The 26607-nt window shown below is 59.5% G+C and carries 19 protein-coding genes and 1 pseudogene; 9 read left to right on the forward strand and 11 right to left on the reverse strand.

Annotated elements, in window-relative coordinates; all coding sequences use genetic code 11:
* Positions 1 to 68: 68 nt before the first annotated feature.
* From topA to ACYZTR_RS18770, 5 genes are all read right to left on the reverse strand, one after another.
* Entirely contained in the window at positions 69 to 2696 is a 2628-nt protein-coding gene (gene topA, locus ACYZTR_RS18750) for a type I DNA topoisomerase (RefSeq protein WP_461973211.1), read from the reverse strand.
* 114 nt (positions 2697 to 2810) lie between these two features.
* Entirely contained in the window at positions 2811 to 3047 is a 237-nt protein-coding gene (locus ACYZTR_RS18755; protein WP_046047845.1) for a DUF1653 domain-containing protein, read from the reverse strand.
* A 99-nt stretch (positions 3048 to 3146) separates the two neighbouring features.
* A complete protein-coding gene (gene fadA, locus ACYZTR_RS18760; protein WP_007944141.1) occupies positions 3147 to 4322 on the reverse strand; it encodes an acetyl-CoA C-acyltransferase FadA in 1176 nt (391 codons plus the stop codon).
* 32 nt (positions 4323 to 4354) lie between these two features.
* Positions 4355 to 6502 carry a fatty acid oxidation complex subunit alpha FadB gene (gene fadB / locus ACYZTR_RS18765; RefSeq protein ID WP_461973214.1) on the reverse strand — a complete coding sequence of 716 codons (2148 nt, stop codon included), beginning with the start codon at positions 6500 to 6502 and terminating at the stop codon, positions 4355 to 4357.
* A 541-nt stretch (positions 6503 to 7043) separates the two neighbouring features.
* Positions 7044 to 7481, reverse strand: coding sequence for a hypothetical protein (locus tag ACYZTR_RS18770; protein ID WP_461973216.1), 438 nt, complete (start codon positions 7479 to 7481; stop codon positions 7044 to 7046).
* Between the two features lie 104 nt (positions 7482 to 7585).
* On the opposite strand from ACYZTR_RS18770, the gene ACYZTR_RS18775 reads away from it, so the two are divergent.
* Positions 7586 to 8023, forward strand: a complete 438-nt coding sequence (locus ACYZTR_RS18775) for a universal stress protein (RefSeq protein ID WP_461973218.1) — start codon at positions 7586 to 7588, stop codon at positions 8021 to 8023.
* 63 nt (positions 8024 to 8086) lie between these two features.
* On the opposite strand, the gene ACYZTR_RS18780 is transcribed toward ACYZTR_RS18775, so the two are convergent.
* Positions 8087 to 10000 carry an ATP-binding cassette domain-containing protein gene (locus ACYZTR_RS18780; RefSeq protein ID WP_461973219.1) on the reverse strand — a complete coding sequence of 638 codons (1914 nt, stop codon included), beginning with the start codon at positions 9998 to 10000 and terminating at the stop codon, positions 8087 to 8089.
* Positions 10001 to 10213: 213 nt separating this feature from the next.
* Here ACYZTR_RS18780 and ACYZTR_RS18785 point away from each other — a divergent pair, with 213 nt between their 5' ends.
* Positions 10214 to 12142: a transglycosylase SLT domain-containing protein gene (locus tag ACYZTR_RS18785; RefSeq protein ID WP_461973221.1), complete on the forward strand. Its 1929-nt coding sequence runs from the start codon at positions 10214 to 10216 to the stop codon at positions 12140 to 12142.
* Positions 12143 to 12222: 80 nt separating this feature from the next.
* Here ACYZTR_RS18785 and ACYZTR_RS18790 read toward each other — a convergent pair whose 3' ends face one another.
* Entirely contained in the window at positions 12223 to 14016 is a 1794-nt protein-coding gene (locus ACYZTR_RS18790; protein WP_461973223.1) for an ABC transporter transmembrane domain-containing protein, read from the reverse strand.
* A gap of 260 nt (positions 14017 to 14276) precedes the next feature.
* On the opposite strand from ACYZTR_RS18790, the gene ACYZTR_RS18795 reads away from it, so the two are divergent.
* Entirely contained in the window at positions 14277 to 14456 is a 180-nt protein-coding gene (locus ACYZTR_RS18795; protein WP_449644286.1) for a PA1571 family protein, read from the forward strand.
* Positions 14457 to 14638: 182 nt separating this feature from the next.
* Here ACYZTR_RS18795 and pdxB read toward each other — a convergent pair whose 3' ends face one another.
* The gene (gene pdxB / locus ACYZTR_RS18800) at positions 14639 to 15781 is read right to left on the reverse strand and encodes a 4-phosphoerythronate dehydrogenase PdxB (protein WP_461973226.1); all 1143 of its coding nucleotides are present in this window, start codon (positions 15779 to 15781) and stop codon (positions 14639 to 14641) included.
* A gap of 200 nt (positions 15782 to 15981) precedes the next feature.
* On the opposite strand from pdxB, the gene ACYZTR_RS18805 reads away from it, so the two are divergent.
* Positions 15982 to 17391 (forward strand): MATE family efflux transporter, encoded by a 1410-nt coding sequence (locus ACYZTR_RS18805; protein WP_461973228.1) that lies wholly within the window; start codon positions 15982 to 15984, stop codon positions 17389 to 17391.
* On the opposite strand, the gene tusA is transcribed toward ACYZTR_RS18805, so the two are convergent.
* Entirely contained in the window at positions 17388 to 17639 is a 252-nt protein-coding gene (gene tusA / locus ACYZTR_RS18810; protein ID WP_095052036.1) for a sulfurtransferase TusA, read from the reverse strand. The genes ACYZTR_RS18805 and tusA overlap by 4 nt on opposite strands.
* A 158-nt stretch (positions 17640 to 17797) precedes the next feature.
* On the reverse strand, positions 17798 to 18871 hold the full coding sequence (gene rlmM / locus ACYZTR_RS18815) for a 23S rRNA (cytidine(2498)-2'-O)-methyltransferase RlmM (protein WP_461973230.1): 1074 nt from the start codon (positions 18869 to 18871) through the stop codon (positions 17798 to 17800).
* A gap of 222 nt (positions 18872 to 19093) precedes the next feature.
* On the opposite strand from rlmM, the gene acnA reads away from it, so the two are divergent.
* The 3 genes and pseudogenes from acnA (at position 19094) to ACYZTR_RS18830 (ending at position 23715) form a co-directional block, all read left to right on the forward strand.
* The gene (gene acnA / locus ACYZTR_RS18820) at positions 19094 to 21835 is read left to right on the forward strand and encodes an aconitate hydratase AcnA (RefSeq protein WP_461973232.1); all 2742 of its coding nucleotides are present in this window, start codon (positions 19094 to 19096) and stop codon (positions 21833 to 21835) included.
* 127 nt (positions 21836 to 21962) lie between these two features.
* Positions 21963 to 22046 (forward strand): annotated as a pseudogene (locus tag ACYZTR_RS18825) (CPBP family intramembrane glutamate endopeptidase); the annotation flags it as partial.
* A gap of 103 nt (positions 22047 to 22149) precedes the next feature.
* The gene (locus tag ACYZTR_RS18830) at positions 22150 to 23715 is read left to right on the forward strand and encodes a methyl-accepting chemotaxis protein (RefSeq protein ID WP_461973234.1); all 1566 of its coding nucleotides are present in this window, start codon (positions 22150 to 22152) and stop codon (positions 23713 to 23715) included.
* A 40-nt stretch (positions 23716 to 23755) separates the two neighbouring features.
* Here the strand turns inward: ACYZTR_RS18830 and ACYZTR_RS18835 are convergent, their stop codons facing one another.
* On the reverse strand, positions 23756 to 24433 hold the full coding sequence (locus ACYZTR_RS18835; RefSeq protein WP_461973236.1) for an alpha/beta family hydrolase: 678 nt from the start codon (positions 24431 to 24433) through the stop codon (positions 23756 to 23758).
* Positions 24434 to 24542: 109 nt separating this feature from the next.
* Here ACYZTR_RS18835 and ccoN point away from each other — a divergent pair, with 109 nt between their 5' ends.
* On the forward strand, positions 24543 to 25967 hold the full coding sequence (ccoN, locus tag ACYZTR_RS18840) for a cytochrome-c oxidase, cbb3-type subunit I (protein ID WP_403138573.1): 1425 nt from the start codon (positions 24543 to 24545) through the stop codon (positions 25965 to 25967).
* Positions 25968 to 25977: 10 nt separating this feature from the next.
* Positions 25978 to 26586, forward strand: coding sequence for a cytochrome-c oxidase, cbb3-type subunit II (ccoO, locus tag ACYZTR_RS18845; RefSeq protein ID WP_461973238.1), 609 nt, complete (start codon positions 25978 to 25980; stop codon positions 26584 to 26586).
* Positions 26587 to 26607 lie beyond the last annotated feature (21 nt).

Genomic DNA, 26607 nt, shown 5'->3' on the forward strand with positions numbered 1-26607 from the left:
AAGCACAAAACAAAAGGCCGCATGAAAACCCGAGGGTTGTCATGCGGCCTTTTGTGTACAACGCCTTTCTAAGCCTTGGCTGATGGACGCTTGTCTTCAACCTTCCACTTGCCGCCGTCGTAGTACGCCTTCCAGCCAGTCGGCTTACCGTCGACCTCAGTCTGCACGTACTGCTCTTTGGTCTTGCGGCTGTAACGGATCACGGCGGGGAGGCCGTCCGGATCTTTCTTCGGTGCTTCGCAAAGGAAGTGGTACTTCGGATCGATCTCATCTTTGTGCGGCACAATTTCCATGACCAGCGGAGCACGCGTCTCGCGGTTTTTCGGGAATTGGCTGGCCGCCAGGAACAGGCCGGAAGCCCCGTCGCGCAGGATGTAGGTGTCGTTGACCTTTTCGCATTTCAGCTCAGGCATCTTCACCGGATCCATCTTCGGCGGCGCTGCATCACCGCTTTTCAGCAGTTTGCGAGTGTTCTTGCACGTCGCATTGGTGCAACCGAAGAACTTGCCGAAACGGCCGGTCTTGAGCTGCATCTCGCTGCCGCACTTGTCGCATTCCAGGCTCGGACCTTCGTAGCCTTTGATGCGATAAGTGCCCTCTTCGATTTCGTAACCTGAGCAATCGGGGTTGTTACCGCAGATGTGCAGCTTGCGCTTCTCATCCAGCAGGTAAGCGTCCATCGCTGTGCTGCAGATCGGGCAGCGGTGCTTGCCGCGCAGCACCAGCGATTCCGATTCACCCTCGTCGTCCGCCGCGATTTCGTCGCCCGGAACCAGGTTGACGGTGGCCTTGCAGCGTTCTTTCGGCGGAAGGCTGTAGCCCGAGCAGCCGAGGAACACACCGGTCGATGCAGTACGAATCTGCATCGGACGACCGCACAACACGCACGGAATGTCAGTCATCACCGGCTGGTTGGCGCGCATGCCGCCTTCGGCGCTTTCGGCTACTTCGAGTTTCTTCTTGAAGTCGCCGTAGAACTCGTCGAGCACGTTTTTCCAGTCTCGTTCGCCTTGGGCCACGTCATCGAGGTTCTCTTCCATGCCGGCGGTGAAGCCGTAGTCCATGAGATTGGAGAAGCTCTCGGCCAGACGCTCGGTAACGATGTCGCCCATCTTTTCCGAGTAGAAACGACGGTTGTGCAGCGCCACGTAGCCGCGGTCCTGGATGGTCGAAATGATCGCTGCGTAGGTCGAAGGACGACCGATGCCGCGTTTTTCCATTTCTTTTACCAGGCTTGCTTCCGAGTAACGCGCCGGTGGCTTGGTGAAGTGCTGGGTCGGATCAAGCTTGATCAGCTGTATCGCGTCGCCTTGGGCCATGTCCGGCAGCACGTCGTCATCACCAGGCTTGGCGATTTGCGGCATGACGCGGGTGTAACCGTCGAACTTCAGGATGCGGCCCTTGGCGCGCAGCTCGAAATCACCGGCACCCACGGTCACCGTGGTCGACAGGTATTGCGCAGGCAGCATCTGGCAAGCGAGGAACTGGCGCCAGATCAGCTCGTAAAGCCGCTCTGCGTCACGTTCCATGCCCGACAGCTTGCTTGGCTCGGTATTGGCGTCGGAGGGACGAATCGCTTCGTGAGCCTCTTGTGCGCCTTCCTTGCTGCTGTAGACGTTCGGGTTTTCCGGCAGGTACTTCTTGCCGAATTCGCCTTCAATATAAGTACGCGCCATCGTCACCGCATCAACCGAAAGGTTGGTGGAGTCGGTACGCATATAAGTGATGTAGCCGGCCTCGTACAAACGCTGGGCCATCATCATGGTTTTCTTCACGCCGAAGCCCAGGCGGTTACTCGCAGCCTGTTGCAGAGTGGACGTGATAAAAGGTGCCGACGGCTTGCTACTGGTCGGTTTGTCTTCGCGTTTGACGATGCTGTAGCTGGAAGCCTTGAGCTTCTCCAGCGCGGCCATCGCCTGGGCTTCGTTAAGCGGTTTGAAGGCTTCGCCTTTCTCGCGAGCCACGTCGAAGCGCACGGTGGCGCCCTTGGCGGTGCCGAGGTCGGCGTGAACTTCCCAGTATTCTTCCGGGTTGAACGCGCGAATTTCGCGCTCACGCTCGACCACCAACTTCACGGCAACCGATTGCACGCGACCAGCGGACAAGCCACGGGCCACTTTGGCCCACAGCAGTGGCGAAACCATGTAACCCACCACGCGGTCGAGGAAACGACGCGCCTGCTGGGCGTTTACACGATCGATATCCAGCTCGCCCGGCTTGGAGAAGGCTTCCTGAATCGCCTTCTTGGTGATTTCGTTGAACACCACGCGCTTGTAGCGGCTGTCATCACCACCGATGGCTTCGCGCAGGTGCCAGGCAATGGCTTCCCCCTCGCGATCCAAGTCGGTTGCGAGATAGATGGTGTCAGCATCTTTGGCAAGCCGGCGCAGCTCTTCGATGACCTTTTCCTTGCCCGGGAGGATCTCGTACTGGGCTTTCCAGCCATGATCGGGATCGACACCCATGCGCGAGACCAGCTGCTTGCGCGCCTTCTCTTTCGGCGTGAGCACCGGACCTTCACCCGCGGCGGCCTTACCGCGCTTGGCGGCTGGCTCTTTGCTGGCGCTAGCCGAACCGCTGGTGGGCAGGTCTCGGATATGGCCGATACTCGACTTCACCACGTATTGGTTACCCAGATACTTGTTGATGGTCTTGGCCTTAGCCGGGGATTCCACAATGACCAGCGATTTGCCCATGGATCAGAAAATTCCTGAATTCTAGAAGTGAAAGGCGGTTGGCGCCTGACGCGGCACCGCTATATATAGTGGCTGCAAGGTGAGGTCAAGCGCAGGGTTTTGCGCGCACTCAGCTTATGGCTTCGAAAAAAGGCTCGGTTCGGCTTGCACCAAAGCAAAGCGCGGCACCTGTTCGCCGTCAACCTCGACCGACTCCAGGAACATGCTCAAGGGACGCACCCAAAAGCCGTAATCGCCATACAGGGCTTGGTAGAAGACCACTTCTTCTTCGGTTTCCGAATGTCGCGCAATGCTGAATACGCGGTACTGCGGACCTTTGTAATGTTGGTAGAGCCCAGGTTGTATCGGCATGCTTTGGCCCTCACTCAAATCTTTTCAAAATAAAAACAAAAATAAATTCAGAAAAACAAAAACCGGGGCACTTGGCCCCGGCTTCCTTCGACGAAACGCTTAAACGCGTTCGAAGACGGTGGAGATGCCTTGGCCGAGACCAATGCACATGGTGGCCACCCCGAAGGTGCCGCCATTTTGCTTCATCACGTTCAGTAGAGTGCCGGAGATACGCGCACCGGAGCAACCAAATGGGTGACCCAGGGCGATCGCGCCGCCGTGCAGGTTAACCTTCTCGTTCATCTTGTCGAGCACTTTCAAATCTTTCAGCACTGGCAGGGCCTGTGCGGCGAAAGCTTCGTTGAGCTCGAAGAAGTCGATATCGTTAATGCCTAGACCCGCGCGCTTCAGTGCTTTCTGCGTAGCCGGTACTGGACCATAGCCCATGATTGCCGGGTCCACACCTGCCACCGCCATCGAGCGGATAACCGCCATCGGCTGGATGCCCAGGTCCTGCGCACGTTGCGCCGACATCACGATCATGCACGAAGCACCGTCGGTGATCTGCGACGACGTACCGGCCGTCACGGTGCCGCCCTTCGGGTTAAACGCCGGCTTCAATGCTGCCAGGCTTTCCAGGGTGGTTTCCGGACGAATGGTTTCGTCGTAGTCGAACAGTTTCAGGAAACCGTTCTCGTCGTACCCCTGCATCGGGATGATTTCGTCTTTGAACTTGCCCTCCAGCGTCGCTTTATGAGCGAGCTGGTGGGAGCGCACGCCGAAAGCGTCCTGTTGTTCGCGAGTGATGCCGTGCATTTTACCCAGCATTTCAGCGGTCAGGCCCATCATGCCCGAGGCTTTCGCCGCGTACAGGGACATGTGCGGGTTCGGATCGACACCGTGCATCATGCTCACATGGCCCATATGCTCGACGCCGCCCACCACGAACACGTCACCGTTGCCGGTCATGATCGCTTGCGCGGCAGTGTGCAATGCGCTCATCGACGAGCCACACAGGCGGCTGACAGTCTGACCGGCAGCGGTGTGCGGGATCTGCGTCATCAGGGACGCCATGCGAGCGATGTTCCAGCCCTGCTCCAGGGTCTGGTTCACACAGCCCCAAATCACGTCTTCGACTTCGTTCGGGTCGACCTTGACGTTGCGTTCCAGCAGTTTGCTGATCAGGTGCGCCGACATGTCTTCGGCGCGGGTGTTGCGGTGCATGCCGCCCTTGGAGCGGCCCATCGGAGTACGACCGAAGTCGACAATCACGACGTCTCTTGGATTCAAGCTCATAAAATTTCACTCTCGCTCAAGTGTTTGGACGCTTAACCGAAGAACCGTTGGCCGGTTTTGGCCATTTCACGCAGCTTCGCGGTCGGGTGGTACAGCGCGCCCAAATCAGAGTACTGGTCAGCCAGGGCAACGAACTCTGCAACACCGATCGAATCGATGTAGCGCAGCGCACCGCCACGGAATGGAGGGAAACCAATACCGTAGACCAGACCCATGTCGGCTTCGGCAGCGGTTTCGACAATGCCGTCTTCCAGGCAACGCACGGTTTCCAGGCACAGCGGGACCATCATCCAGTTGATGATGTCTTCGTCTGTAACTTCGCGCTGCTCGTAAACGATCGGCTTGAGCACTTCCAGCACCGACGGGTCGGCGACTTTCTTCTGCTTGCCGCGCTTGTCAGTCTCGTAGGCGTAGAAGCCCTTGCCGTTCTTCTGGCCCAGGCGCTTGGCTTCGTAGAGCACATCGATAGCCGAACGACGGTCGTCTTTCATGCGATCCGGGAAGCCTTCAGCCATGACGTCGCGACCGTGGTGACCGGTGTCGATGCCGACAACGTCCATCAGGTAGGCAGGGCCCATTGGCCAGCCGAATTTTTCCATGACCTTGTCGATACGGACAAAGTCCACACCGGCGCTGACCAGTTTGGCGAAACCGCCGAAGTACGGGAACAGCACGCGGTTGACCAGGAAGCCCGGGCAATCGTTCACAACGATCGGGTTCTTACCCATTTTCTTGGCGTAGGCAACGGTGGTGGCAACGGCCAGCTCGCTGGACTTCTCGCCACGGATCACTTCGACCAACGGCATCATGTGCACCGGATTGAAGAAGTGCATGCCGACGAAGTTTTCCGGACGCTTGAGAGCTTTCGCCAGCAAGGTGATGGAAATGGTCGAGGTGTTGGACGCGAGAATGGTGTCCTCTTTGACCTTGTCTTCGACTTCGGCCAGAACGGCTTGCTTGACCTTAGGGTTCTCGACGACAGCTTCAACCACCAGGTCGACGTGACCGAAATCACCGTAGGACAGGGTCGGACGAATGCCGTTAAGTACTTCAGCCATTTTCGCCGGGGTCATGCGACCTTTATCAACGCGGCCTACCAGCAGTTTGGCGGCTTCCGCCAGACCTTGCTCGATGCCGTGCTCGTTGATGTCCTTCATCAGGATCGGCGTCCCTTTGGAAGCCGACTGATAAGCGATACCGCCCCCCATGATGCCGGCCCCCAATACGGCAGCCTGCTTCACGTCTTTGGCGATTTCGTCGTAGGCCTTGGCCTTTTTCTTCAGCTCCTGATCGTTCAAGAACAGACCGATCAAGCTCTGCGCGGCAGGAGTCTTGGCCAGTTTGACGAAACCGGCGGCTTCGACTTCCAGCGCCTTGTCGCGACCGAAGTTCGCCGCTTTCTGGATGGTCTTGATCGCTTCAACCGGCGCCGGGTAGTTCGGGCCAGCCTGCCCTGCCACGAAACCCTTGGCAGTTTCGAACGACATCATTTGTTCGATGGCGTTGAGCTTGAGCTTTTCCAGTTTCGGCTGACGCTTGGCCCTGTAGTCAAATTCGCCGGAGATGGCGCCCTTGACCAGGTTCAGCGCCGCTTCGTGCAATTTCTCTGGGGCGACCACGGCGTCGACTGCGCCGACTTTCAGCGCATCTTCAGGGCGGTTTTCCTTGCCGGCGGCAATCCACTCGATGGCGTTGTCGGCACCGATGATGCGCGGCAGGCGAACGGTACCGCCGAAGCCCGGGTAGATGCCCAGTTTGACTTCCGGCAGACCGATCTTGGCCTTGGTGGACATGACGCGGTAGTCCGCCGCCAGGCACATTTCCAGACCGCCACCCAGGGCGATGCCGTTGATCGCGGCGACAGTCGGGACGTTGAGGTCTTCGAAATCACTGAAAATCTTGTTGGCTTCCAGATTGCCAGCAACAAGCTCTGCATCAGGCAGCTTGAAGTTTTCGACAAATTCGGTGATGTCGGCGCCGACGATGAACACGTCCTTGCCACTGCTGACGATCACACCCTTGATCGAAGCATCTGCCTTGATAGTGTCTACGGCCTGACGCAGTTCGTTCAGGGTTAGACGGTTGAACTTGTTGACGGACTCACCCTTGAGGTCGAATTTCAATTCGACGATGCCACTTTCAAGAGCCTTAACCGTGATGGCTTTACCTTCGTAAATCATCAACTGATCTCCACGATATGGAAGCTGAACAGTACACGTCGAACGCAGGCGAATGGCTCGGCAGAGACGTTTATCGTCGATGCTAACGCCAATCCACCCGGCACACCCGCCAACGCGATAGTCGGGATTCTGTAGGAGCGATCTGTAATACAAACGCTCAATTCATACGCCCGTTTGATTTGGGTACGTCACCTTCACGGAATTTCCGACAATTGTCAATCGCCCAAAATATTGGTTGAAATGCGACTTTCCAGTCATTTCCGTACCACGAAGACCTGCAACACGCCGCTGCATGTGAGGCCATTCATAGAATCAATAGTTAGAAAAGTCGCCCTAATTCTCTGCCGACTTGTTTAACAAGCTACGCTGGCGGGACCTTGGGGAAAAAAACATCAACGCTTTTGGCGAATGCCCAGCGTAAGATCAGCTCCATACCGAATTACCGGCCTGCCTGGCCAACTCCAGCCCGATGATGATGTCGGGCTTTTTAGTGCCTGTCTGCCGGGTGTTTCGCACCATTGCGGCGCGAAATTTCCGCGATTTACGCCAGCGCTTTCAGCAGCGCATCAATATCCTGCAAAACCGTCGCTTCGCCCTTTTCACCCCAATACAAAGTGATCATCTGCTTGTCCGCTTCGATCTTGTAGACGTTAGCTGGCAATTTTTCGAAATGATTAAGCAGCGCTCTATCCTCGCAGACCTCCTGCCACTGATTGACCCACACACCGGGTGCTTTTTGCCAGTAACTCCAGCACGCCGGCTGATTGCCACGCCGCGGCCGATGGTACTGGGCGCAAGGGCTCGGCGGCTCCTGGCTCAGCCAGTGCGGCCAGTCCTGGGGCGCCAACTGCATCGCCAATCCGATGCGTCGCGCCTCCATGCGCAAGGCCATGCGGCCGCTCTGGTGGCGTGACGGCCGCAACCATGCCAGCGGACTCAGAACCACTAGCAGGATTGACACCACTATCCAGACCGTCATATGTGTACTCCCGATTCTTGATGAGCGCATTGAGTCACTTTGAGACCAATGCGCTTGAAACCAGCCATACTTACCAATATTGCAATCCTCAGGAGGAGCACCTCATGCCCTACACCCACATTCTGGTCGCTGTAGATCTAACCGAAGAGTGCGATCCTGTCATCCACCGCGCTCGCGAACTGTCGGTGAGTAGCGGCGCGAAATTGTCCCTGGTGCACATTGTTGAGCCAATGGCCATGGCCTTTGGTGGCGACGTCCCCATGGACCTGTCACAACTGCAACAACAGCAGTTCGATCAGGCCAAGGAACGCCTGGACCGACTGATCGTGAAGTATCCGGAGCTTTCCAAGGAATACAGCCACCTGACCTACGGCCAGCCACGCCAGGAGATCCACCACCTGGCCAAGGAACAAACCTGCGACCTGATCGTGGTGGGCAGCCATGGCCGACATGGCCTGGCATTGCTGCTGGGTTCGACCGCCAATGACGTGCTGCACGGTGCGCCATGCGATGTACTCGCGGTGCGCCTGCTCAGAAGCTAAACGACTCCTACGAAAAGCCCGGCGCTCATCACTGAACGCCGGGCTTTTTTATAGCAGGATCAATCAGGCATCCAGCTCGGCCCAGCGCTCGACCATTACATCGTGCTCAGACTGCAACTGCTCCAATTGAGCGATCACTGCAGCGGTCTCGGCAGCAGGACGCTGATAGAAACCGGCATCGGCCATTTGCGCCTCAACGGTAGCGATCTGCTGTTCCATGGCTTCGATCTGAGCCGGCAACATTTCCAGCTCACGTTGCAACTTGTAGCTGAGCTTCTTCTTCGCCACCGGCGCTTCTATAGCCACTGGCGCAGCTTCGGCTGTCACGACCGCGGAGGTCAGGTCGGCTTTGCCAGACTTGCTCTCGGTCACGCCCAGCAGGCGCGGCGAGCCGCCCTGACGCAGCCAGTCCTGATAACCACCGACGTATTCGCGAACCTTGCCTTCACCTTCGAAGACCAGGGTGCTGGTGACCACGTTGTCGAGGAATGCCCGGTCGTGACTGACCATCAGCACGGTACCGTTGAAGGTCAGCAAGACCTCTTCCAGCAACTCGAGGGTTTCGACGTCGAGGTCGTTGGTCGGTTCATCGAGGACCAGCAGGTTCGCTGGCTTGCTGAACAGTTTGGCCAGTAACAGACGGGCACGCTCACCACCGGACAGCGCCTTGACCGGCGTGCGGGCACGCTGCGGGCTGAACAGGAAGTCGCCGAGGTAGCTCAGTACGTGACGGCTCTGACCATCGATATCGATGAAGTCGCGACCTTCTGCGACGTTGTCGATGACGGTCTTTTCCAAGTCCAGCTGATGGCGCAACTGGTCGAAGTAGGCCACGTCGATGCGCGTCCCCTCTTCCACTGTGCCGCTGGTTGGCTGCAGACCGTTGAGCATCAGTTTCAGCAAGGTTGTCTTGCCGGTACCATTGGCGCCGAGCAGACCAATACGGTCGCCGCGCTGCAGGACCATCGAGAAATCCTTGATCAGGAACGGGCCGCCCGGGTGAGCGAAGCTCACGTTGTCGAGGACCATCACCTGCTTGCCGGACTTGTCAGCGGTATCCAGCTGAATATTGGCCTTGCCGCTGCGCTCACGACGCTCGCTACGCTCGTTGCGCAGGGCTTTGAGGGCGCGCACGCGGCCTTCGTTACGGGTGCGGCGCGCCTTGATGCCCTGGCGGATCCAGACTTCTTCCTGGGCCAGTTTTTTGTCGAACAGCGCGTTGGCCGTATCTTCAGCCGCCAGAGAGGCTTCTTTGTGCACCAGGAAACTGGCGTAGTCGCCGTTCCAGTCGATCAGGCCGCCGCGATCCAGTTCGAGGATGCGGGTGGCGAGGTTCTGCAGGAATGAACGGTCGTGCGTGATGAACAGCACGGCGCCCTGGAAATCCTTCAGCGCCTCTTCAAGCCAGGCAATTGCACCGATGTCCAGGTGGTTGGTCGGTTCATCGAGCAGCAGCAGATCGGGTTCGGAAACCAGAGCCTGAGCCAACAGGACGCGACGACGCCAGCCGCCGGACAATTCGGCGAGGGTCTTGTCGGCCGGCAACTGCAGACGGCTCAAGGTGCTGTCGACCAATTGCTGCAAACGCCAGCCGTCACGGGCTTCAAGGTCGTGCTGGACGTGCATCAGTTTGTCCAGATCAGCGTCGGTGACGATGTTCTGGCTGAGGTGGTGATACTGCGCGAGCAGCTCGCCGACACCGTCCAGGCCTTCGGCTACCACGTCGAACACGGTCCGCTCGTCGGCTACCGGCAATTCTTGCGGCAATTCGCCAATTTTGAGGCCGGGTGCACGCCAAACAGAACCGTCATCAGGCTTCTGGTCGCCCTTGACGAGCTTCATCATGCTGGACTTGCCAGTGCCATTGCGGCCGATGATGCACACCCGCTCACCACGGGCGATCTGCCAGGACACCTTGTCCAACAACGGCATAGCGCCGAAAGCAAGGGACACATCGCTGAATTTGAGCAGGGTCATGAGCTTCTCCAAAAACCGGGCGCGCATTCTACCTGACTTGAGGCTTCAGAAGGCCGGCAATTTCACCTTCGCGACACTCTGCATGACAAATGTTGCGAACTGATGCTGACAGGCCGGCAAAGCTTTCGCCCGCTGCTGGCAAAAGGCTAAGCTACAGGTAATTCAGCGCGGGCATTGCCCGCGCTTGTCATGATTTCTCTGCCCGGACGTCTCATGCGCAGTCGCCTTTTCAGTTTTTTATCCTGTTTTCTACTTTCTGCCACTGCCGTTCAAACCGCCCAGGCGGTGGACCTGTCCACCCAGCGCCAGTATTACGATGAAGCCAAGCGTGCCCTCGCCAAGGGGGATACCGGTCCTTATTTTCGTTACAGCCAGGCCCTCAGCGATTACCCGCTGGAGCCGTACCTGGCGTATGACGAACTGACCGCCCGTCTTAAAACCGCGAGCAATGCTGAAATCGAGAAATTCCTCGCTGAGCACGGTGACCTGCCCCAGGCCAACTGGATGAAGTTGCGCTGGTTGCGTTGGCTGGCCGAACGCGGCGACTGGGCGACCTTCGTCAAGTACTACGATCCCAAGCTCAATTTCACCGAACTGGACTGCCTGAACGCGCAGTATCAGATCGGGCATAACCAGAAAACCGAGGGTTACGCCAACGCCAATAAACTCTGGCTGACCGGCAAATCCCAACCCGCCGCGTGCGATGCGCTGTTTGGTATTTGGGCCGCCGAAGGTCAACTGACCGAGCAGAAACGCTGGGAGCGCGCCAAGCTTGCCGCCCAGGCACGCAACTATCCGCTGGCCAACAGCCTGGTGAACGGTCTGACCACCCTCGCCCCTCGCGGTCGTTTGCTGGTGGAGGTGGCGCAGAAACCCGAACTGCTCAACGCTCCTTCACGGTTCATTCCGGCCGACGAGCCGATGTCCGACGTGGTTAGCCTTGGCCTGCGCCGTCTGGCGCGGCAGGATCCTGACCGGGCGATGCAGATGCTCGATAGTTATGCCAGCAGCATGCACTTCTCCCGTGACGAAAAAGTGGCGATCGCCCGGGAAATCGGCCTGTCCCTGGCTAAACGGTTCGACAGCCGCGCGCTGGACATGATGACTAAATACGACCCGGAACTGCGTGACAACACGGTGTCCGAATGGCGCTTGCGTCTGCTGCTGCGCCTGGCCCGCTGGGACGATGCCTATCAGTTGACTCGCCGCCTGCCGCCGGACCTGGCGACCACCAACCGCTGGCGTTATTGGCAGGCCCGCAGCCTGGAACTGGCGCAGCCGCAGAACCCGGAAGCGCAGACGCTTTATAAGGGCCTCGCCCGCGAGCGTGATTTCTATGGCTTCCTCGCGGCGGATCGCTCGCAGTTGCCCTACTCGCTGAACAACAAACCGCTGGTGCTCAGTCAGGCGCTGATCAACAAGGTCCGCAATACCCCAGGCGTGCGTCGGGCGCTTGAGTTTCACGCTCGCGGACAGATCGTCGACGGTCGCCGCGAGTGGTACCACGTCAGCCGCCACTTCAGCCGCGACGAAATGGTTGCCCAGGCGAAACTGGCTTACGACCTGAAATGGTATTTCCCGGCAATCCGCACCATCAGTCAGGCGAAGTACTGGGACGACCTGGACATCCGTTTCCCGATGGCCCACCGCGAAACCCTGGTGCGCGAAGCCAAGGTTCGTGGCCTGCATTCGAGCTGGGTGTTCGCCATCACCCGTCAAGAAAGTGCTTTCATGGTCGACGCCCGTTCCGGTGTCGGCGCCAGCGGCCTGATGCAACTCATGCCCGGCACCGCCAAGGAGACCTCGCGCAAGTTCAGCATTCCGCTGGCCTCGCCGCAGCAAGTGTTCGACCCGGACAAGAACATCCAGCTCGGCGCCGCCTACCTGAGCCAGGTCCACAGCCAGTTCAACGGCAACCGCGTCCTCGCTTCCGCCGCCTACAACGCCGGCCCGGGCCGAGTGCGTCAGTGGTTGCGCGGTGCGGACCACCTGAGCTTCGACGTGTGGGTGGAAAGCATCCCGTTCGACGAAACCCGCCAGTACGTGCAAAACGTGTTGTCGTACTCGGTGATCTACGGCCAGAAGCTCAACTCACCGCAGCCGCTGGTGGATTGGCATGAGCGCTACTTTGACGATCAATGAGCCTACTTTGAAGCGCTGACAAAAATGCCCGCATCGGTTGATGCGGGCATTTTTTTTGGGCGCTCTACTGGGTCGGTTACTTAGTCGGTTACTGGGTCGGTTGGAACATGGCGCCCATCACTGAACTGCAACGCCGCCAACCGCGCATACAGCGCGTTGCTCGCAATCAATTCTTGATGTGTGCCCACCGCTACCAGTTTCCCCTGATCCATCACCGCTATCCGGTCAGCGTTTTTCACCGTAGCCAGCCGGTGGGCGATGACCAGCGTGGTGCGGTTTTTCATCAGGCTCGGCAGGGCTTGCTGAATCAGGTGTTCACTCTGCGCGTCGAGGGCGCTGGTGGCTTCGTCCAGCAGCAGAATCGGCGCGTCCACCAGCAGCGCCCGGGCAATGGCCAGGCGCTGGCGTTGGCCGCCGGACAAACCGAGGCCACCGTCGCCAAGATGGGTCTGGTAGCCGTTGGGCATTTGCTCGATGAAGTCGTGGGCGTACGCGATTTTCGCCGCGTCCTGAACCTGGGCCAGGGTTGCCGTCGGATTGCCGTAGCGGATGTTCTCTTCGATGCTGCCAAAGAACAGTGCCGGCGTTTGCGAGACCAGGGCGAAGCAGCGGCGCAGGTCCAACGGGTCGAGTTGAGTCAGCGGCACACCATCGAGCAGGATGCGTCCTTCGACCGGGTCGTAAAAGCGCAGCAGCAAGTCATACACCGTCGACTTGCCGGCACCGGAGGGGCCTACCAATGCGACGGTTTCGCCAGTATTGATGGTCAGATTCAACCCATCAACGGCATAGCTTTCGGGACGCGAGGGGTAGGAAAAGCGCACGTCTTGCAGCACCAAGTCACCCTTCACCCGTTCAGGCAAGGTCACCAGGCCAGTGGTCGGTGGCTGGATAATGTTCTCCGAACGCAGCAACTCGGCGATCCGCTCGGCGGCGCCGGCGGCACGCTGCAGTTCGCCGATCACTTCGCTCAACGTGCCGAATGCGCTGCCGACGATCAGGCTGTAAAACACAAACGCCGCCAGCTCACCCGCGGAAATCCGCCCGGCGATGACATCCATTCCACCAACCCAGAGCATCACCCCGACCGCGCCAAGCACCAGCACGATCACCAGAGTAATCAGCCAGGCCCGCTGGAAGATCCGCTTGCGAGCAGTGCTGAACGCCTCCTCCACCGTTACGGCAAAACGCTGCTCGTCCTGGACCTGATGGTTGTAGGCCTGCACGGTTTTGATCTGGCCGAGGGTTTCGGAGACATAGCTGCCAATATCGGCAATCCGGTCCTGACTCAGGCGCGACAGGCTACGCACCCGACGGCCGAAGATCAGGATCGGCGCGATCACCAACGGCAAGGCGACCACCACGATGCTGGTGAGCTTGGGGTTGGTGATAAACAGCAAGACGATCCCGCCGATCACCATCAACAGATTGCGCAGGAACAGTGACAGCGAAGAGCCGATCACCGATTGCAGCAACGTGGTGTCGGCAGTCAGGCGCGACTGAATTTCAGAGCTGCGATTGTCTTCATAAAATCCTGGGTGCAAGTAGATCAGATGGTTGAACACCTGACGGCGGATGTCCGCGACAACGCGCTCGCCGATCCATGAGACCAGGTAAAAACGCGCAAAGGTGCCAATCGCAAGGCCCACCACCAGCAGCATAAACAGGCCGATAGACTGGTTGAGCAAATGCGGTGACTGGGTCATGAAACCCTGATCCACCAGCAGGCGAATCCCCTGCCCCATGGACAAGGTGATGCCCGCCGTGACGATCAATGCGAGCAAGGCACCGAAAGCCGGCCAGCGATAAGGCGCGACGAAACGCAAAGCCAGGCGCATGGCGCGCCGTTGACGGGATGAGAGGATGGAGATCATTCGATGGCACAACCAGTAGGGTTTGACGCGATCAAGCCTACACCGGTCGATGGGATTGAACGCTGTAAATCATAATGAGTCAGGTTAATTATGACCGCAAAGACTAGGCCCTAGACGGTATCGGTCTAAAGTCCGGGTGGCAACACGGGGGTATTTCTGGTGGACTGGTATTGCCGCCTTGGAAAGATCGCAGGGAGTTGTCACAGCCCGGTCACCTGGCGGTTCTACAGTAAGCGTACAACCTGATGAGGAGACAGGCCATGTCCTTGCAAAACAGCAGCGATGACAAGATTGAAGTGATCCGCACACAGCCAGACCAGTCGCTGGGTTGCTCAATCATTGACGAAAAAGGGCGCGAAGTACCCATCACTGAAGGCATGATCCAGGACGCTTGCCGCGAACTGGAGCAGCGATTGGTCAAGCCTGCCAAACAAGATTGATACAGCCAACGTCTTATTGACCCGGCCCCTGATGGCCGGGTTTTTTGTGGGTGCTGATCCAGAATTGAGGTGCGGCCATTCGCGAGCAAGCCCGCTCCCACAGGTTTGAGTCGTCCACCTATTTAGCGAACGACTCAAACCTGTGGGAGCGGGCTTGCCCGCGATAGCGGCCGACTCGGTCTCTAGACAGCCGTTGCGCCAAGGGCCGAGACGATCCGCTGCAATGCCAGCGAATCCCCCTCAATCCGCACCTTCAACCCATCAATCTCCCGCCGCAGCGGATAATGCTTGCGCAGTGAATCGAACGCAGCACGCTGCTCGTTCACATTGCCTACAAGGCTGCGACGGAAATCCGCATCGTCGCGGCGCGGGTCGTACACGCCACGGCACAACATGGCCAGCGCCCAGGCCGGATCGCTTTCAGCGTTCAAGGTCACTTGCGACAACCACGGCGACGGCAGCAAATCGCTCAAGACGACCTGGGCCGGTTGCCCGATAAATTTGCAATACGCCTCATAGATCTGCGCGGTCCCACGCTGTTTGCCATCGAGGCTGTAACCGGCAATGTGCGGGGTCGCCAGCACGCAGAGATCGGCCAACGCCACATCGACCTCAGGCTCGCCTTCCCAAACGTCCAGCACCGCTTGCAGGTCTTCGCGTTGCAGCAGCACCTGGCGCAGGGCGGCGTTGTCCACCACCGGGCCGCGACTGGCGTTGATCAGCCAGGTACCGGATTTGAGCTGGTTCAAGCGGTTTTTATCGAACAGATGCCAAGTCGCCTGAGCGCCGTGTTTCTTCAACGGCGTGTGCAGACTGATGACATCGCACTGCTCGATGATCTGTTCGAGGCTGACGTAATCGCCACCGTCAGCGGCCTGTCTTGGCGGATCGCAGACCAGCACCTTCCAGCCCAGACCTTGCAGAACCTTGACCAAACGGCCGCCCACTTCACCGGCACCAACGACGCCGTAGGTGCGCTGCGTCAGGTCAGCGCCTTCGATTTCGGCCAGGGTCAGCAGACTGCCGAGCACGTAGTCGACCACGCCGCGGGCATTGCAGCCAGGTGCGCTGGACCAGGTGATGCCAGCCCGCTGAAAGTAATCCAGGTCCAGGTGATCAGTGCCGATGGTGCAGGTGCCGACAAAGCGCACCTTGCTGCCTTCGAGCAACGCGCGGTTGACGTTAGTCACCGAACGCACCAGCAGCACATCGGCCTGTTCGACGGTGGCGCGGTCAATAGAACGTCCCGGCACCTGGCGGATTTCACCGAAACCTTCAAAGAAGGCATCGAGCAGCGGGATATTTTCGTCGGCAACAATCAGCATGGCAGGCTCCTTTGGCGGATCGGCAGTGTAGGCGGAGATGACCGCAGTGGGCCAGCAGGCATTAGGGGTCATCACGCCCCCTGTGGCGAGGGACACCTTCAAAGCTGATTACAAATCGGTAACACGGGATTTTTCCTGACCACTGCGTCAGGGCGTAGAATGCGTCGCCTAGCGCATCAATATCTTTGGACGTTTCGCCCTTGAATTCCGTGACTGACCGCCTCGCCGCTACTTCCCTCACCCGCCCGGCCCGGGTTCGCCTGGAGCTGAAAAACCTGCTCGGCCTGGCCCTGCCGATCATGATCGCGCAACTGGCGACCACCGCCATGGGCTTCGTCGATGCGGTGATGGCGGGCCAGGTCGGGCCACGGGATCTGGCGGCCGTGGCGCTGGGCAACTCGATTTGGGTGCCGGTGTTTCTGTTGATGACCGGCACTCTGTTAGCGACCACGCCGAAAGTCGCCCAGCGCTTCGGCGCCGGCAACCACAGCGAGATCGGCCCGATTGTGCGCCAGGCGCTGTGGCTGGCCTTGGTGGTGGGCTTGATGGCGACCACGATGCTGTTCAGCGCCGAACCGATTTTGCACATTATGAAAGTCGATCCCGAACTGATCGGCCCGTGCATGCAATACCTGCATGGCATCGCCAGCGGTTTGCCTGCGGTCGCCTTCTACCATGTGCTGCGCTGCTTCAGTGACGGCCTGGGGCGCACCCGTCCGGCCATGGTGCTGGGCCTATGCGGACTGGCGCTGAACATTCCGCTGAACTACGTCTTCATCTATGGCCACTTCGGTGTGCCGGCCATGGGCGGTGTCGGTTGCGGTTGGGCCACGGCGATCGTGATGTGGGTAATGGCGCTGGGCATGGCCGGCTGGGAGCGCTGGGCGCCCGCGTATCAGTCGAGTCAGTTGTTCAGCCGTTTCGACTGGCCGCAATGGTCGGTGATCAAACGCCTGCTGGGCATCGGCCTGCCAATCGGCATCGCGGTGTTCGCCGAGTCAAGCATCTTCGCTGTCATTGCGCTGCTGATCGGCAGCCTCGGCGCGACGGTGGTGGCCGGGCATCAGATCGCGCTGAACTTCAGCTCGCTGGTGTTCATGATTCCCTACTCCCTGGGCATGGCCGTGACCGTGCGGGTCGGTCAGGCGCTCGGCCGTCAGCAACCCCGCGAAGCCCGCTTTGCCGCCGGGGTCGGCATGGGCACGGCGCTGGCTTATGCGTGCATTTCCGCGAGCATGATGCTGCTGCTGCGTGAACACATCGCAACGATCTATACGGCTGATCCGACGGTGATTCAGGTCGCGACGATGCTGATTGTGTATTCGGCGCTGTTCCAGTTTTCCGATGCGATTCAGGTCACTGCAGCCGGTGCGTTACGCGGCTATCAGGACACTCGGGTGACGATGATCCTGACGCTGTTCGCTTACTGGGGGATTGGTTTGCCAGTGGGTTACGCGCTGGGCCTGACCGACTGGTTTGGCACGCCGAGCGGCCCGAGCGGGCTGTGGCAGGGCTTGATCGTGGGATTGAGTTGCGCGGCACTGATGCTGTCGATCCGCCTGACGCGCAGCGCACGCAAGCGGATTCGCATCAGTCATTCGGCAGCTTAAGCGAGCTTCTTGCGGATCCAGTAGAGGTAGGTGCCTGCCTCTTCGTGCTGCGCAACCAATTCGTGGTCGAGAAACACGCAGAACTTGGGAATGTCGCGACGGGTCGACGGGTCGGTGGCTATCACCTTGAGCAAACCGCCGGGCGCCAGATCACGGATGTGCTGGTGCAGCATCATCACCGGTTCCGGGCAGTTGAGGCCGGTGGCATCGAGGGTGCCGTCTACCGGCGTATCAATCATTTCACTCATGATTCACTCCTGAAACTTGCCGGCATTGTCGCGCATTGCCGGGTATCTAGTCACTGACAGCTGATCGTTCCCACGCTTTGCATCACATCCAAAGGCGGAACGCGGAGCGTCCCCGGCGGCATTCCCACGCAGAGCGTGGGAACGATCAGTGCACCAAATCAGCGGGACTTGGGTTTCTTTGTGTCCAGTCGGCGCAAGTGGCAGGTCACTTCTTCACGGTCGTGGTACAGCTGTTTGCAGCCGATCTCGACCCGAATGCCGCGTTCCTTGAACCCGTCGGCAATGCGCTCCAGCAATCGCTTCACTTCGGCGTAACGCTGTTTCATTGGCAGTTTGAGGTTGACCACCGCTTCGCGGCAATGCCCCTCGCCAATCCATTCTTCCAGCATCGCGGCGTTGCGCGCCGGTTTCTCGACGATGTCGCAGACCATCCAGTCCACCGGTTGCTTGGGCTTGAACGTGAAACCGTCGGCCATCAAGTGTTGCACCAGACCCGTGTCCATCAGGCTTTCGGCCATCGGACCGTTGTCGATCGCCGTCACCAGCATGCCGCGGTTGACCAGTTGCCAGGTCCAACCACCGGGCGCGGCGCCAAGGTCGACGCCAGTCATATCACTGTGCAGACGCTCATCCCACTGATCGCGAGGAATGAAGTGGTGCCAGGCCTCTTCCAGCTTCAGGGTCGAACGGCTTGGCGCATCGCGCGGAAACTTCAGACGCGGAATGCCCATCGGCCACATCGCCGAGTTATTCGACTCGGCCAGCCCCATGAACACTTCGCGGCCACTTTTAAACGTCAGCAGCAGGCGCGGTTTATGGGCATCTTCAACCAGTTTGCCAGCCGCCATCAGCGCCTTGCGCAGGTGGCCTTCGAACTTCTTGCAGAAGTTCGACAGTTCCTTGCCATCGTTGGTGTCGACCATTTGCAACCACAGGCTGCCGCACAGCGGAAAGTCTGCCATGTGGGCGAGGATTACGCTGATGCGGTCGGTTTCCGGCAGATCGATGAAGATCCCGCGAGCCCATTGGCGCGGGAAGATCAGATCGGCGAAACGCTGACCACGCATTAGGCGCTCGGCGCCGTCTTCTTCGGTGCAGATGAATTCAGCGCAGGCGCTGGCCGTCTTGGCCTTGGCATAACCGGCCACGTTCAGCCGCGCGGCGTGTTCGGAAATCTCGGAACAGACTTCGCTTTCGAAGCCCGGCCGGCAATGCATAAAGAGGGTGTTCATTCATACTCCTGGGCAGATGGCGAGAAATTCAACCACTGCGCGATGCCCAGACTTGCGTTGAAGCAAAGCCTGTCACGAAAACCGGCGCATGATAGCCGAGTTCGGAACCTTGGACCTGGCCATAGAGTCCAGTTATTAGCCTTAAGCACCAAACAGGACTAGGTTTAAACCTCAGTTCGTTCCCTCAGTCCGTAGCCGTGCGGACCCAAAGGAGTTATTTCAATGCCGTCCCTCGATAGCCTGAAAACCCTTAAAACCTTACAAATCGACGACAAGACCTATCACTACTTCAGCTTGCCGGATGCCGCCAAAAGCCTGGGCGACCTCGACAAGCTGCCCATGTCGTTGAAAGTGCTGCTGGAAAACCTGCTGCGCTGGGAAGATGAAAAAACCGTCACCGGCGCCGACCTTCGGGCGATTGCCGCCTGGCTCAAAGAGCGTCGCTCCGACCGCGAAATCCAGTACCGCCCGGCGCGGGTATTGATGCAAGACTTTACCGGCGTGCCTGCCGTGGTCGACCTCGCCGCCATGCGCGCCGCGATGGCCAAGGCCGGCGGCGACCCGCAACGAATCAATCCGCTCTCCCCCGTGGATCTGGTGATCGACCACTCAGTGATGGTCGACAAATTCGGCAGTTCAAGCGCCTTCGAACAGAACGTCGACATCGAAATGCAGCGCAACGGTGAACGTTATGCCTTCCTGCGCTGGGGCCAAAGCGCCTTCGACAACTTCAGCGTGGTGCCGCCGGGCACCGGGATCTGCCACCAGGTGAACCTGGAATACCTGGGGCGCACGGTCTGGACCAAGGACGAGGACGGCCGCACGTATGCCTTCCCGGACACCCTGGTCGGTACCGACTCCCACACCACCATGATCAATGGCCTCGGCGTACTCGGCTGGGGTGTCGGCGGGATCGAAGCGGAAGCGGCGATGCTGGGCCAACCGGTGTCGATGCTGATCCCGGAAGTGATTGGCTTCAAACTCACCGGCAAGCTCAAGGAAGGCATCACCGCCACTGACCTGGTGCTGACCGTCACCCAGATGCTGCGCAAGAAAGGCGTGGTCGGCAAGTTCGTCGAGTTCTACGGCGACGGCCTCGCCGACCTGCCGCTGGCCGACCGTGCAACCATCGCCAACATGGCCCCGGAATACGGCGCCACCTGCGGCTTCTTCCCGGTGGACGACATCACCCTGGACTATCTGCGTTTATCCGGTCGCCCCAGCGAAACCGTGAAACTGGTCGAGGCCTACAGCAAAGCTCAGGGCCTGTGGCGTCTGCCCGGCCAGGAACCGGTGTTCACCGACAGCCTGGCGCTGGACATGGGCAGCGTCGAGGCCAGCCTTGCCGGGCCGAAACGCCCCCAGGACCGAGTATCGCTGCCGAATGTCGCGCAAGCGTTCAGTGACTTCATCGAACTGCAATTCAAACCCACCAGCAAGGAAGAAGGTCGCCTGGAAAGTGAGGGCGGCGGTGGTGTCGCGGTGGGTAATGCGGATTTGGTCGGCGAAGCGGATTACAGCGATGAAGGTCAGACCTATCGATTGAAAAACGGTGCGGTAGTGATCGCCGCGATCACCTCCTGCACCAACACTTCCAACCCAAGTGTGATGATGGCCGCCGGCCTGGTGGCGAAGAAGGCCGTGGAGAAAGGCCTCAAGCGCAAACCGTGGGTCAAGAGTTCGTTGGCCCCCGGCTCGAAAGTGGTCACCGACTACTACAAGGCTGCCGGCCTGACCCAGTACCTTGATGAACTGGGTTTTGCCCTGGTCGGCTACGGCTGCACCACGTGTATCGGCAACTCCGGGCCCTTGCCGGAGCCCATCGAAAAAGCCATTCAGGCCGCCGACCTGACCGTCGCCTCGGTGCTGTCGGGCAACCGCAACTTCGAAGGTCGCGTGCATCCTCTGGTGAAAACCAACTGGCTGGCCTCCCCACCGCTGGTCGTTGCTTACGCGCTGGCCGGCACAGTGCGCACCGACATCAGTAGCGAACCTTTAGGTACCGACAAAGAGGGCAATCTGGTTTATCTGCGGGACATCTGGCCGAGCACCCAAGAGATCGCCGACGCGGTGAATCAGGTCAACACCGCGATGTTCCACAAGGAATACGCCGAAGTGTTTGCCGGCGATGAGCAATGGCAGGCGATTGAAGTGCCGCAAGCGGCGACCTATGTCTGGCAGGACGATTCGACTTACATCCAGCACCCGCCATTTTTCGATGACATCGGCGGCCCGCCGCCGGTGGTCAAAGACGTAGCGGGTGCCAAGGTTCTCGCGTTGCTCGGCGACTCGGTGACGACCGACCACATTTCCCCGGCCGGTAACATCAAGACTGACAGCCCGGCGGGCCAGTACCTGCGCGAGAAAGGCGTGGAACCTCGGGATTTCAACTCCTACGGCTCCCGGCGCGGCAACCATGAAGTGATGATGCGCGGTACGTTTGCCAACATCCGCATCCGTAACGAGATGCTCAGCGGCGAAGAAGGCGGCAATACGATCTACATTCCCACCGGAGAGAAAATACCGATCTACGACGCGGCCATGCGTTATCAAGCCTCGGGCACGCCGCTGGTGGTGATTGCCGGGCAAGAATACGGCACCGGTTCGAGTCGCGATTGGGCGGCCAAGGGCACCAATTTGCTGGGAGTCAAAGCGGTCATTGCGGAAAGTTTCGAACGAATTCACCGCTCCAATCTGGTGGGCATGGGCGTGTTGCCGTTGCAGTTCAAGCTGGATCAAAACCGCAAGAGCCTGAACCTGACCGGCAAGGAAACGCTGGATATTCTGGGTTTGACAGGCATCGAGCTGACACCGCGGATGAACCTGACGCTGGTGATCACCCGTGAAGACGGCAGCCGCGAGAAAATCGAGGTGCTGTGCCGGATCGATACCCTTAACGAGGTGGAGTACTTCAAGTCGGGGGGGATTTTGCATTACGTGTTGCGGCAGTTGATTGCGTCGTAACAGCTTGCTGACACAGACACCGCCTTCGGGCGGTGTTTTTGTTTGTGTGCTGTTTATAATCGCCGCCCTCGCAACATCCACTGATCTGCGGCCGACTCGGCTGGTGGGCCGGGATCTCTGTCGTGCTGGGTTGGCGGCCGCCATCGCCACCCATTTCGGCTTGAACCTGCTGCACTTCGGCCTGCTCACCTATCCGATGCTCTCCGGCTGAAGCAATGGCCGTTTTGCGACGTGCTGCTGATTACTGAAAAATAATTTCAACTAATTCCTGACAGCGCCGACAACCACTGAAAGCCTTGCGGATTGAAAAAGCCATGCGTAACAACCAACCCACCACACAACGCGAACGGACCTTCCCGGCTCAGCAACGGTTAATTTCCACCACCGATGCCAAGGGCGTGATCACCTACTGCAACGACGCGTTCGTCGAAATCAGCGGTTACTCCCGTGAGGAACTGATCCGTGCACCGCATAACCTGGTCCGTCACCCTGACGTCCCGGCCGCGGTGTTCGCGCACATGTGGGGCACACTGAAACAAGGCTTGCCATGGATGGGCATCGTCAAAAATCGCTGCAAAACCGGCGATCACTACTGGGTTAACGCCTACGTCACACCGGTTTTCGACGGCAACCAAGTGATCGGTTACGAGTCGGTGCGGATCAAACCCACCGCCGAACAGATCCGCCGTGCCGAAGCACTCTACCAACGCATCAACCAGGGCAAGTCGGCGATTCCTGCAACAGACAAATGGCTGCCGGTGCTGCAGGACTGGCTGCCGTTCATTCTGGTCAGCCAACTGAGCTTCATGATCGGTGCGTCGCTCAACTCCCAATGGGGTTTTGCGTTGGCCGCCGGTCTCTCCGTGCCATTGGGCTTGCTGGGTTTGAGCTGGCAGCAGCGCGGCCTCAAGCGTCTGCTGCAACTGGCCGGGCAGTCGACCTCCGACCCGCTGATCGCGCAGATGTACACCGACAGTCGCGGCGCTCAAGCACGTCTGGAGATGTCGATCCTCAGCCAGGAAGCGCGCCTGAAAACTTGCCTGACCCGTCTGCAGGACACCGCCGAGCACCTGACCGAACAAGCGAAACAGTCCGACACCCTGGCGCACAACAGCTCCACCGGCCTGGAACGTCAGCGCGTCGAAACCGAGCAAGTGGCCACCGCCGTCAATCAGATGGCCGCCACCACTCAAGAAGTCGCCAGCCATGTGCAGCGCACTGCCGACGCCACCCAGGAAGCCAATCGCCTGACCGGTCGCGGCCGCGACATCGCCGGGGAAACCCGCGAAGCCATTCAGCGTCTGTCGGTGGTGGTCGGTGAAACCGGTATGACCGTGACTCAACTGGCCAAGGACAGCGACGAAATCGGTGGCGTGGTCGATGTGATCAAAGGCATCGCCGACCAGACCAACCTGCTGGCCTTGAACGCCGCCATCGAAGCGGCCCGTGCCGGTGAGATGGGGCGTGGGTTTGCGGTGGTTGCCGACGAAGTCCGTCAACTGGCGCAACGCACCAGCGAATCCACCGGGCAGATCCACGCGCTGATCGCCAAGCTCCAGCAAACCGCCAGCACTGCAGTTCAAACCATGGAAGCCGGGCATCGCCAGGCAGAAGAAGGTGTGGCGCGGGTACTGGAAGCGGACCAGGCGCTGGTGGGCATCAGCGAAGCGGTGGCCAACATCACCGACATGACCACCCAGATCGCCGCGGCTACCGAAGAACAAAGCGCTGTCGCCGAAGAAATCAGCCGCAACATCAGCAACATCTCACAACTGGCGGATAAGACGTCGGAACAGGCTCAACACTCGGCGTTGTTGAGTGAAGAGCTGACGAAGACGGCGAATACTCAGTATTCGTTGGTGGCTCGGTTTAACCGCTGATCGTCCTGATCGTTCCCACGCTCCGCGTGGGAACGATCGCTTAACCAAGGAAATCAGCTACCTTTTGCGCCGCAGCTTCCAAATGCTGCTCATGCGTAAACCCCGAAGCCTTCAACGGCTTCAAGTCATGATCCCCCGCGACCAGCCAAAACACTTCGATACTCGGCGCCAACTTATAGCCCTCGACCGACTCACGATTGCCCAACGCGTCCCGCTCACCCTGCACAACCAACGTCGGCGTCTTGAGCGCGGCCAAATGCTCGACCCGAGGTTTCTCCGGTTTTCCCACCGCATAAAACGGATAACCCAGACACACCAACCCATCCGCTCCCAACTCATCGGCCAGCAAACTCGCCATCCGCCCGCCCATGGACTTGCCGCCAATGGCCAGACGTCCGGCGACATGGCGTCGCACCACGGCATACACCTCACGCCAGCACTCGAGCAGTTTCGGCGCCGGATTCGGTGGGCGTTTGCCGCCATCAATGCGCCGTTGCGCCATGTACGGAAACTCGAAACGCAGCACGTTGACCCCAGATGCAGCAAGGCGCGCAACCATGTCGTTCATCCAACCGCTGTCCATCGGTGCACCGGCACCGTGAGCCAGAATCAGCGTCGTCGATGACGGCGCCGAGGCGGCGTCCCACAGCCAGCCATGTTCCGCCACACACTGCGCCCATTGATCCCCGTCAATACTGGCCTTGTGCTCTTTGTCCATGCTTGCCTCGCTTTTAGTCTGCCTATAACTCCAGGCGAAGGGAGCGTCTGCCGTGCGGCTTACTCGCAAAGGCAGGCCTTCACTTCGGCTGAACCGTGGATGGGGAACCATGAACACTTCTATCAGTACCGCCTACAACTACAAGGTGGTCCGCCAATTCGCCATTATGACGGTGGTGTGGGGCATCGTCGGCATGGGGCTCGGGGTTTTTCTCGCGGCCCAATTGGTCTGGCCTGAACTCAACTTCAATCTGCCGTGGACCAGCTTCGGGCGCCTGCGCCCGTTGCACACCAACGCGGTGATCTTCGCGTTCGGCGGTTGCGCCTTGTTCGCCAGTTCGTTCTATTCGGTGCAGCGCACCTGCCAAACACAGCTGTTCGCGCCGAAAATCGCCGCGTTCTGCTTCTGGGGCTGGCAAGTGGTGATCCTGCTGGCGGCCATCAGCTTGCCGCTGGGTTACACCAGCTCCAAGGAATACGCCGAGCTGGAATGGCCGATCGACATTTTGATCACCATCGTCTGGGTCGCCTACGCCGTGGTGTTCTTCGGCACGCTGGCGAAGCGCAAGACCAAGCACATCTACGTCGGCAACTGGTTCTTCGGTGCATTCATCATCACCGTGGCGATTCTGCACATCGTCAACAACCTTGAGCTGCCGGTGAGCTTCACCAAGTCCTACTCGGTGTACGCCGGTGCGACCGATGCCATGGTTCAGTGGTGGTACGGGCACAACGCCGTAGGCTTTTTCCTCACCGCCGGTTTCCTCGGGATGATGTACTACTTCGTGCCGAAACAGGCCGAGCGTCCGGTGTATTCCTACCGCTTGTCGATCGTGCACTTCTGGGCGCTGATCACCCTGTACATCTGGGCCGGCCCGCACCACTTGCACTACACCGCGCTGCCGGACTGGGCCCAGTCGCTGGGCATGGTGATGTCGCTGATCCTGCTCGCCCCAAGCTGGGGCGGGATGATCAACGGCATGATGACGCTCTCGGGCGCCTGGCATAAGTTGCGCAGCGACCCGATCCTGCGCTTCCTCGTGGTTTCGCTGGCGTTCTACGGCATGTCGACCTTCGAAGGGCCGATGATGGCCATCAAAACGGTTAACGCCCTCTCCCACTACACCGACTGGACCATCGGCCACGTTCACGCCGGCGCTCTCGGTTGGGTAGCGATGATCTCCATCGGCGCGCTGTACCACATGATCCCGAAAATCTTTGGCCGCACGCAGATGCACAGCATCGGCCTGATCAACGCGCACTTCTGGCTCGCCACCATCGGCACCGTGCTGTACATCGCTTCGATGTGGGTCAACGGCATCGCCCAGGGCCTCATGTGGCGCGCAGTCAATGAAGACGGCACGCTGACCTACTCCTTCGTCGAAACCCTGGTGGCCAGCCACCCAGGCTTCGTCGTGCGACTGGTGGGCGGCGCGATTTTCTTCAGCGGCATGTTGCTGATGGCCTACAACACCTGGCGCACCGTGCGGGCCTCGCAGCCTGCCGAAGTCGCCGCTGCTGCGCAGATCGCCTGAGGAGGCCGCCATGAAACACGAAACAATCGAGAAAAACGTCGGCCTGCTGATGTTGCTGATGGTGTTGGCCGTGAGCATCGGCGGTCTGACCCAGATCGTCCCGCTGTTCTTCCAGGACGTGACCAATAAGCCGGTGGAAGGCATGAAGCCCTACACCGCGCTGCAACTGGAAGGTCGCGACATCTACATCCGCGAAGGCTGCGTCGGCTGCCATTCGCAGATGATCCGCCCGTTTCGCGCCGAGACCGAACGCTACGGCCACTACTCGGTGGCCGGTGAAAGCGTCTGGGATCACCCGTTCCTGTGGGGCTCGAAACGTACCGGACCGGACTTGGCCCGGGTCGGCGGTCGCTACTCCGAAGACTGGCATCGCGCGCATTTGTACAACCCGCGCAACGTGGTGCCGGAATCGAAAATGCCCGGCTATCCGTGGCTCGTGGACAACCCACTCGACAGCAGCCACACCGAAAGCAAGATCAAGGCGATGCGCACCCTCGGCGTGCCGTACACCGACGACGACATTGCAGGCTCAGTCGCCTCGCTCAAGGGCAAGACCGAAATGGACGCACTGGTCGCTTACCTGCAAGTGCTTGGCACATCCATCAAGAGCAAGAGGTGAGCCATGGCCATGCCCTTTGAA

It is taken from the genome of Pseudomonas sp. Hz4 (assembly GCF_054898165.1).

Bases quoted from the DNA above. Each gene is read 5' to 3' on its own strand.
- ACYZTR_RS18785 (WP_461973221.1), top strand. From the start codon at position 10,214: ATGCGCAGTCGCCTTTTCAGTTTTTTATCCTGTTTTCTACTTTCTGCC.
- ACYZTR_RS18790 (WP_461973223.1), bottom strand. From the start codon at position 14,016: ATGATCTCCATCCTCTCATCCCGTCAACGGCGCGCCATGCGCCTGGCT.
- ACYZTR_RS18830 (WP_461973234.1), top strand. From the start codon at position 22,150: ATGCGTAACAACCAACCCACCACACAACGCGAACGGACCTTCCCGGCT.
- pdxB (WP_461973226.1), bottom strand. From the start codon at position 15,781: ATGCTGATTGTTGCCGACGAAAATATCCCGCTGCTCGATGCCTTCTTT.
- topA (WP_461973211.1), bottom strand. From the start codon at position 2,696: ATGGGCAAATCGCTGGTCATTGTGGAATCCCCGGCTAAGGCCAAGACC.
- ACYZTR_RS18755 (WP_046047845.1), bottom strand. From the start codon at position 3,047: ATGCCGATACAACCTGGGCTCTACCAACATTACAAAGGTCCGCAGTAC.
- acnA (WP_461973232.1), top strand. From the start codon at position 19,094: ATGCCGTCCCTCGATAGCCTGAAAACCCTTAAAACCTTACAAATCGAC.
- ACYZTR_RS18775 (WP_461973218.1), top strand. From the start codon at position 7,586: ATGCCCTACACCCACATTCTGGTCGCTGTAGATCTAACCGAAGAGTGC.
- ACYZTR_RS18780 (WP_461973219.1), bottom strand. From the start codon at position 10,000: ATGACCCTGCTCAAATTCAGCGATGTGTCCCTTGCTTTCGGCGCTATG.
- fadB (WP_461973214.1), bottom strand. From the start codon at position 6,502: ATGATTTACGAAGGTAAAGCCATCACGGTTAAGGCTCTTGAAAGTGGC.
- ACYZTR_RS18770 (WP_461973216.1), bottom strand. From the start codon at position 7,481: ATGACGGTCTGGATAGTGGTGTCAATCCTGCTAGTGGTTCTGAGTCCG.
- ccoO (WP_461973238.1), top strand. From the start codon at position 25,978: ATGAAACACGAAACAATCGAGAAAAACGTCGGCCTGCTGATGTTGCTG.
- ACYZTR_RS18835 (WP_461973236.1), bottom strand. From the start codon at position 24,433: ATGGACAAAGAGCACAAGGCCAGTATTGACGGGGATCAATGGGCGCAG.
- ccoN (WP_403138573.1), top strand. From the start codon at position 24,543: ATGAACACTTCTATCAGTACCGCCTACAACTACAAGGTGGTCCGCCAA.
- fadA (WP_007944141.1), bottom strand. From the start codon at position 4,322: ATGAGCTTGAATCCAAGAGACGTCGTGATTGTCGACTTCGGTCGTACT.
- tusA (WP_095052036.1), bottom strand. From the start codon at position 17,639: ATGAGTGAAATGATTGATACGCCGGTAGACGGCACCCTCGATGCCACC.
- rlmM (WP_461973230.1), bottom strand. From the start codon at position 18,871: ATGAACACCCTCTTTATGCATTGCCGGCCGGGCTTCGAAAGCGAAGTC.
- ACYZTR_RS18795 (WP_449644286.1), top strand. From the start codon at position 14,277: ATGTCCTTGCAAAACAGCAGCGATGACAAGATTGAAGTGATCCGCACA.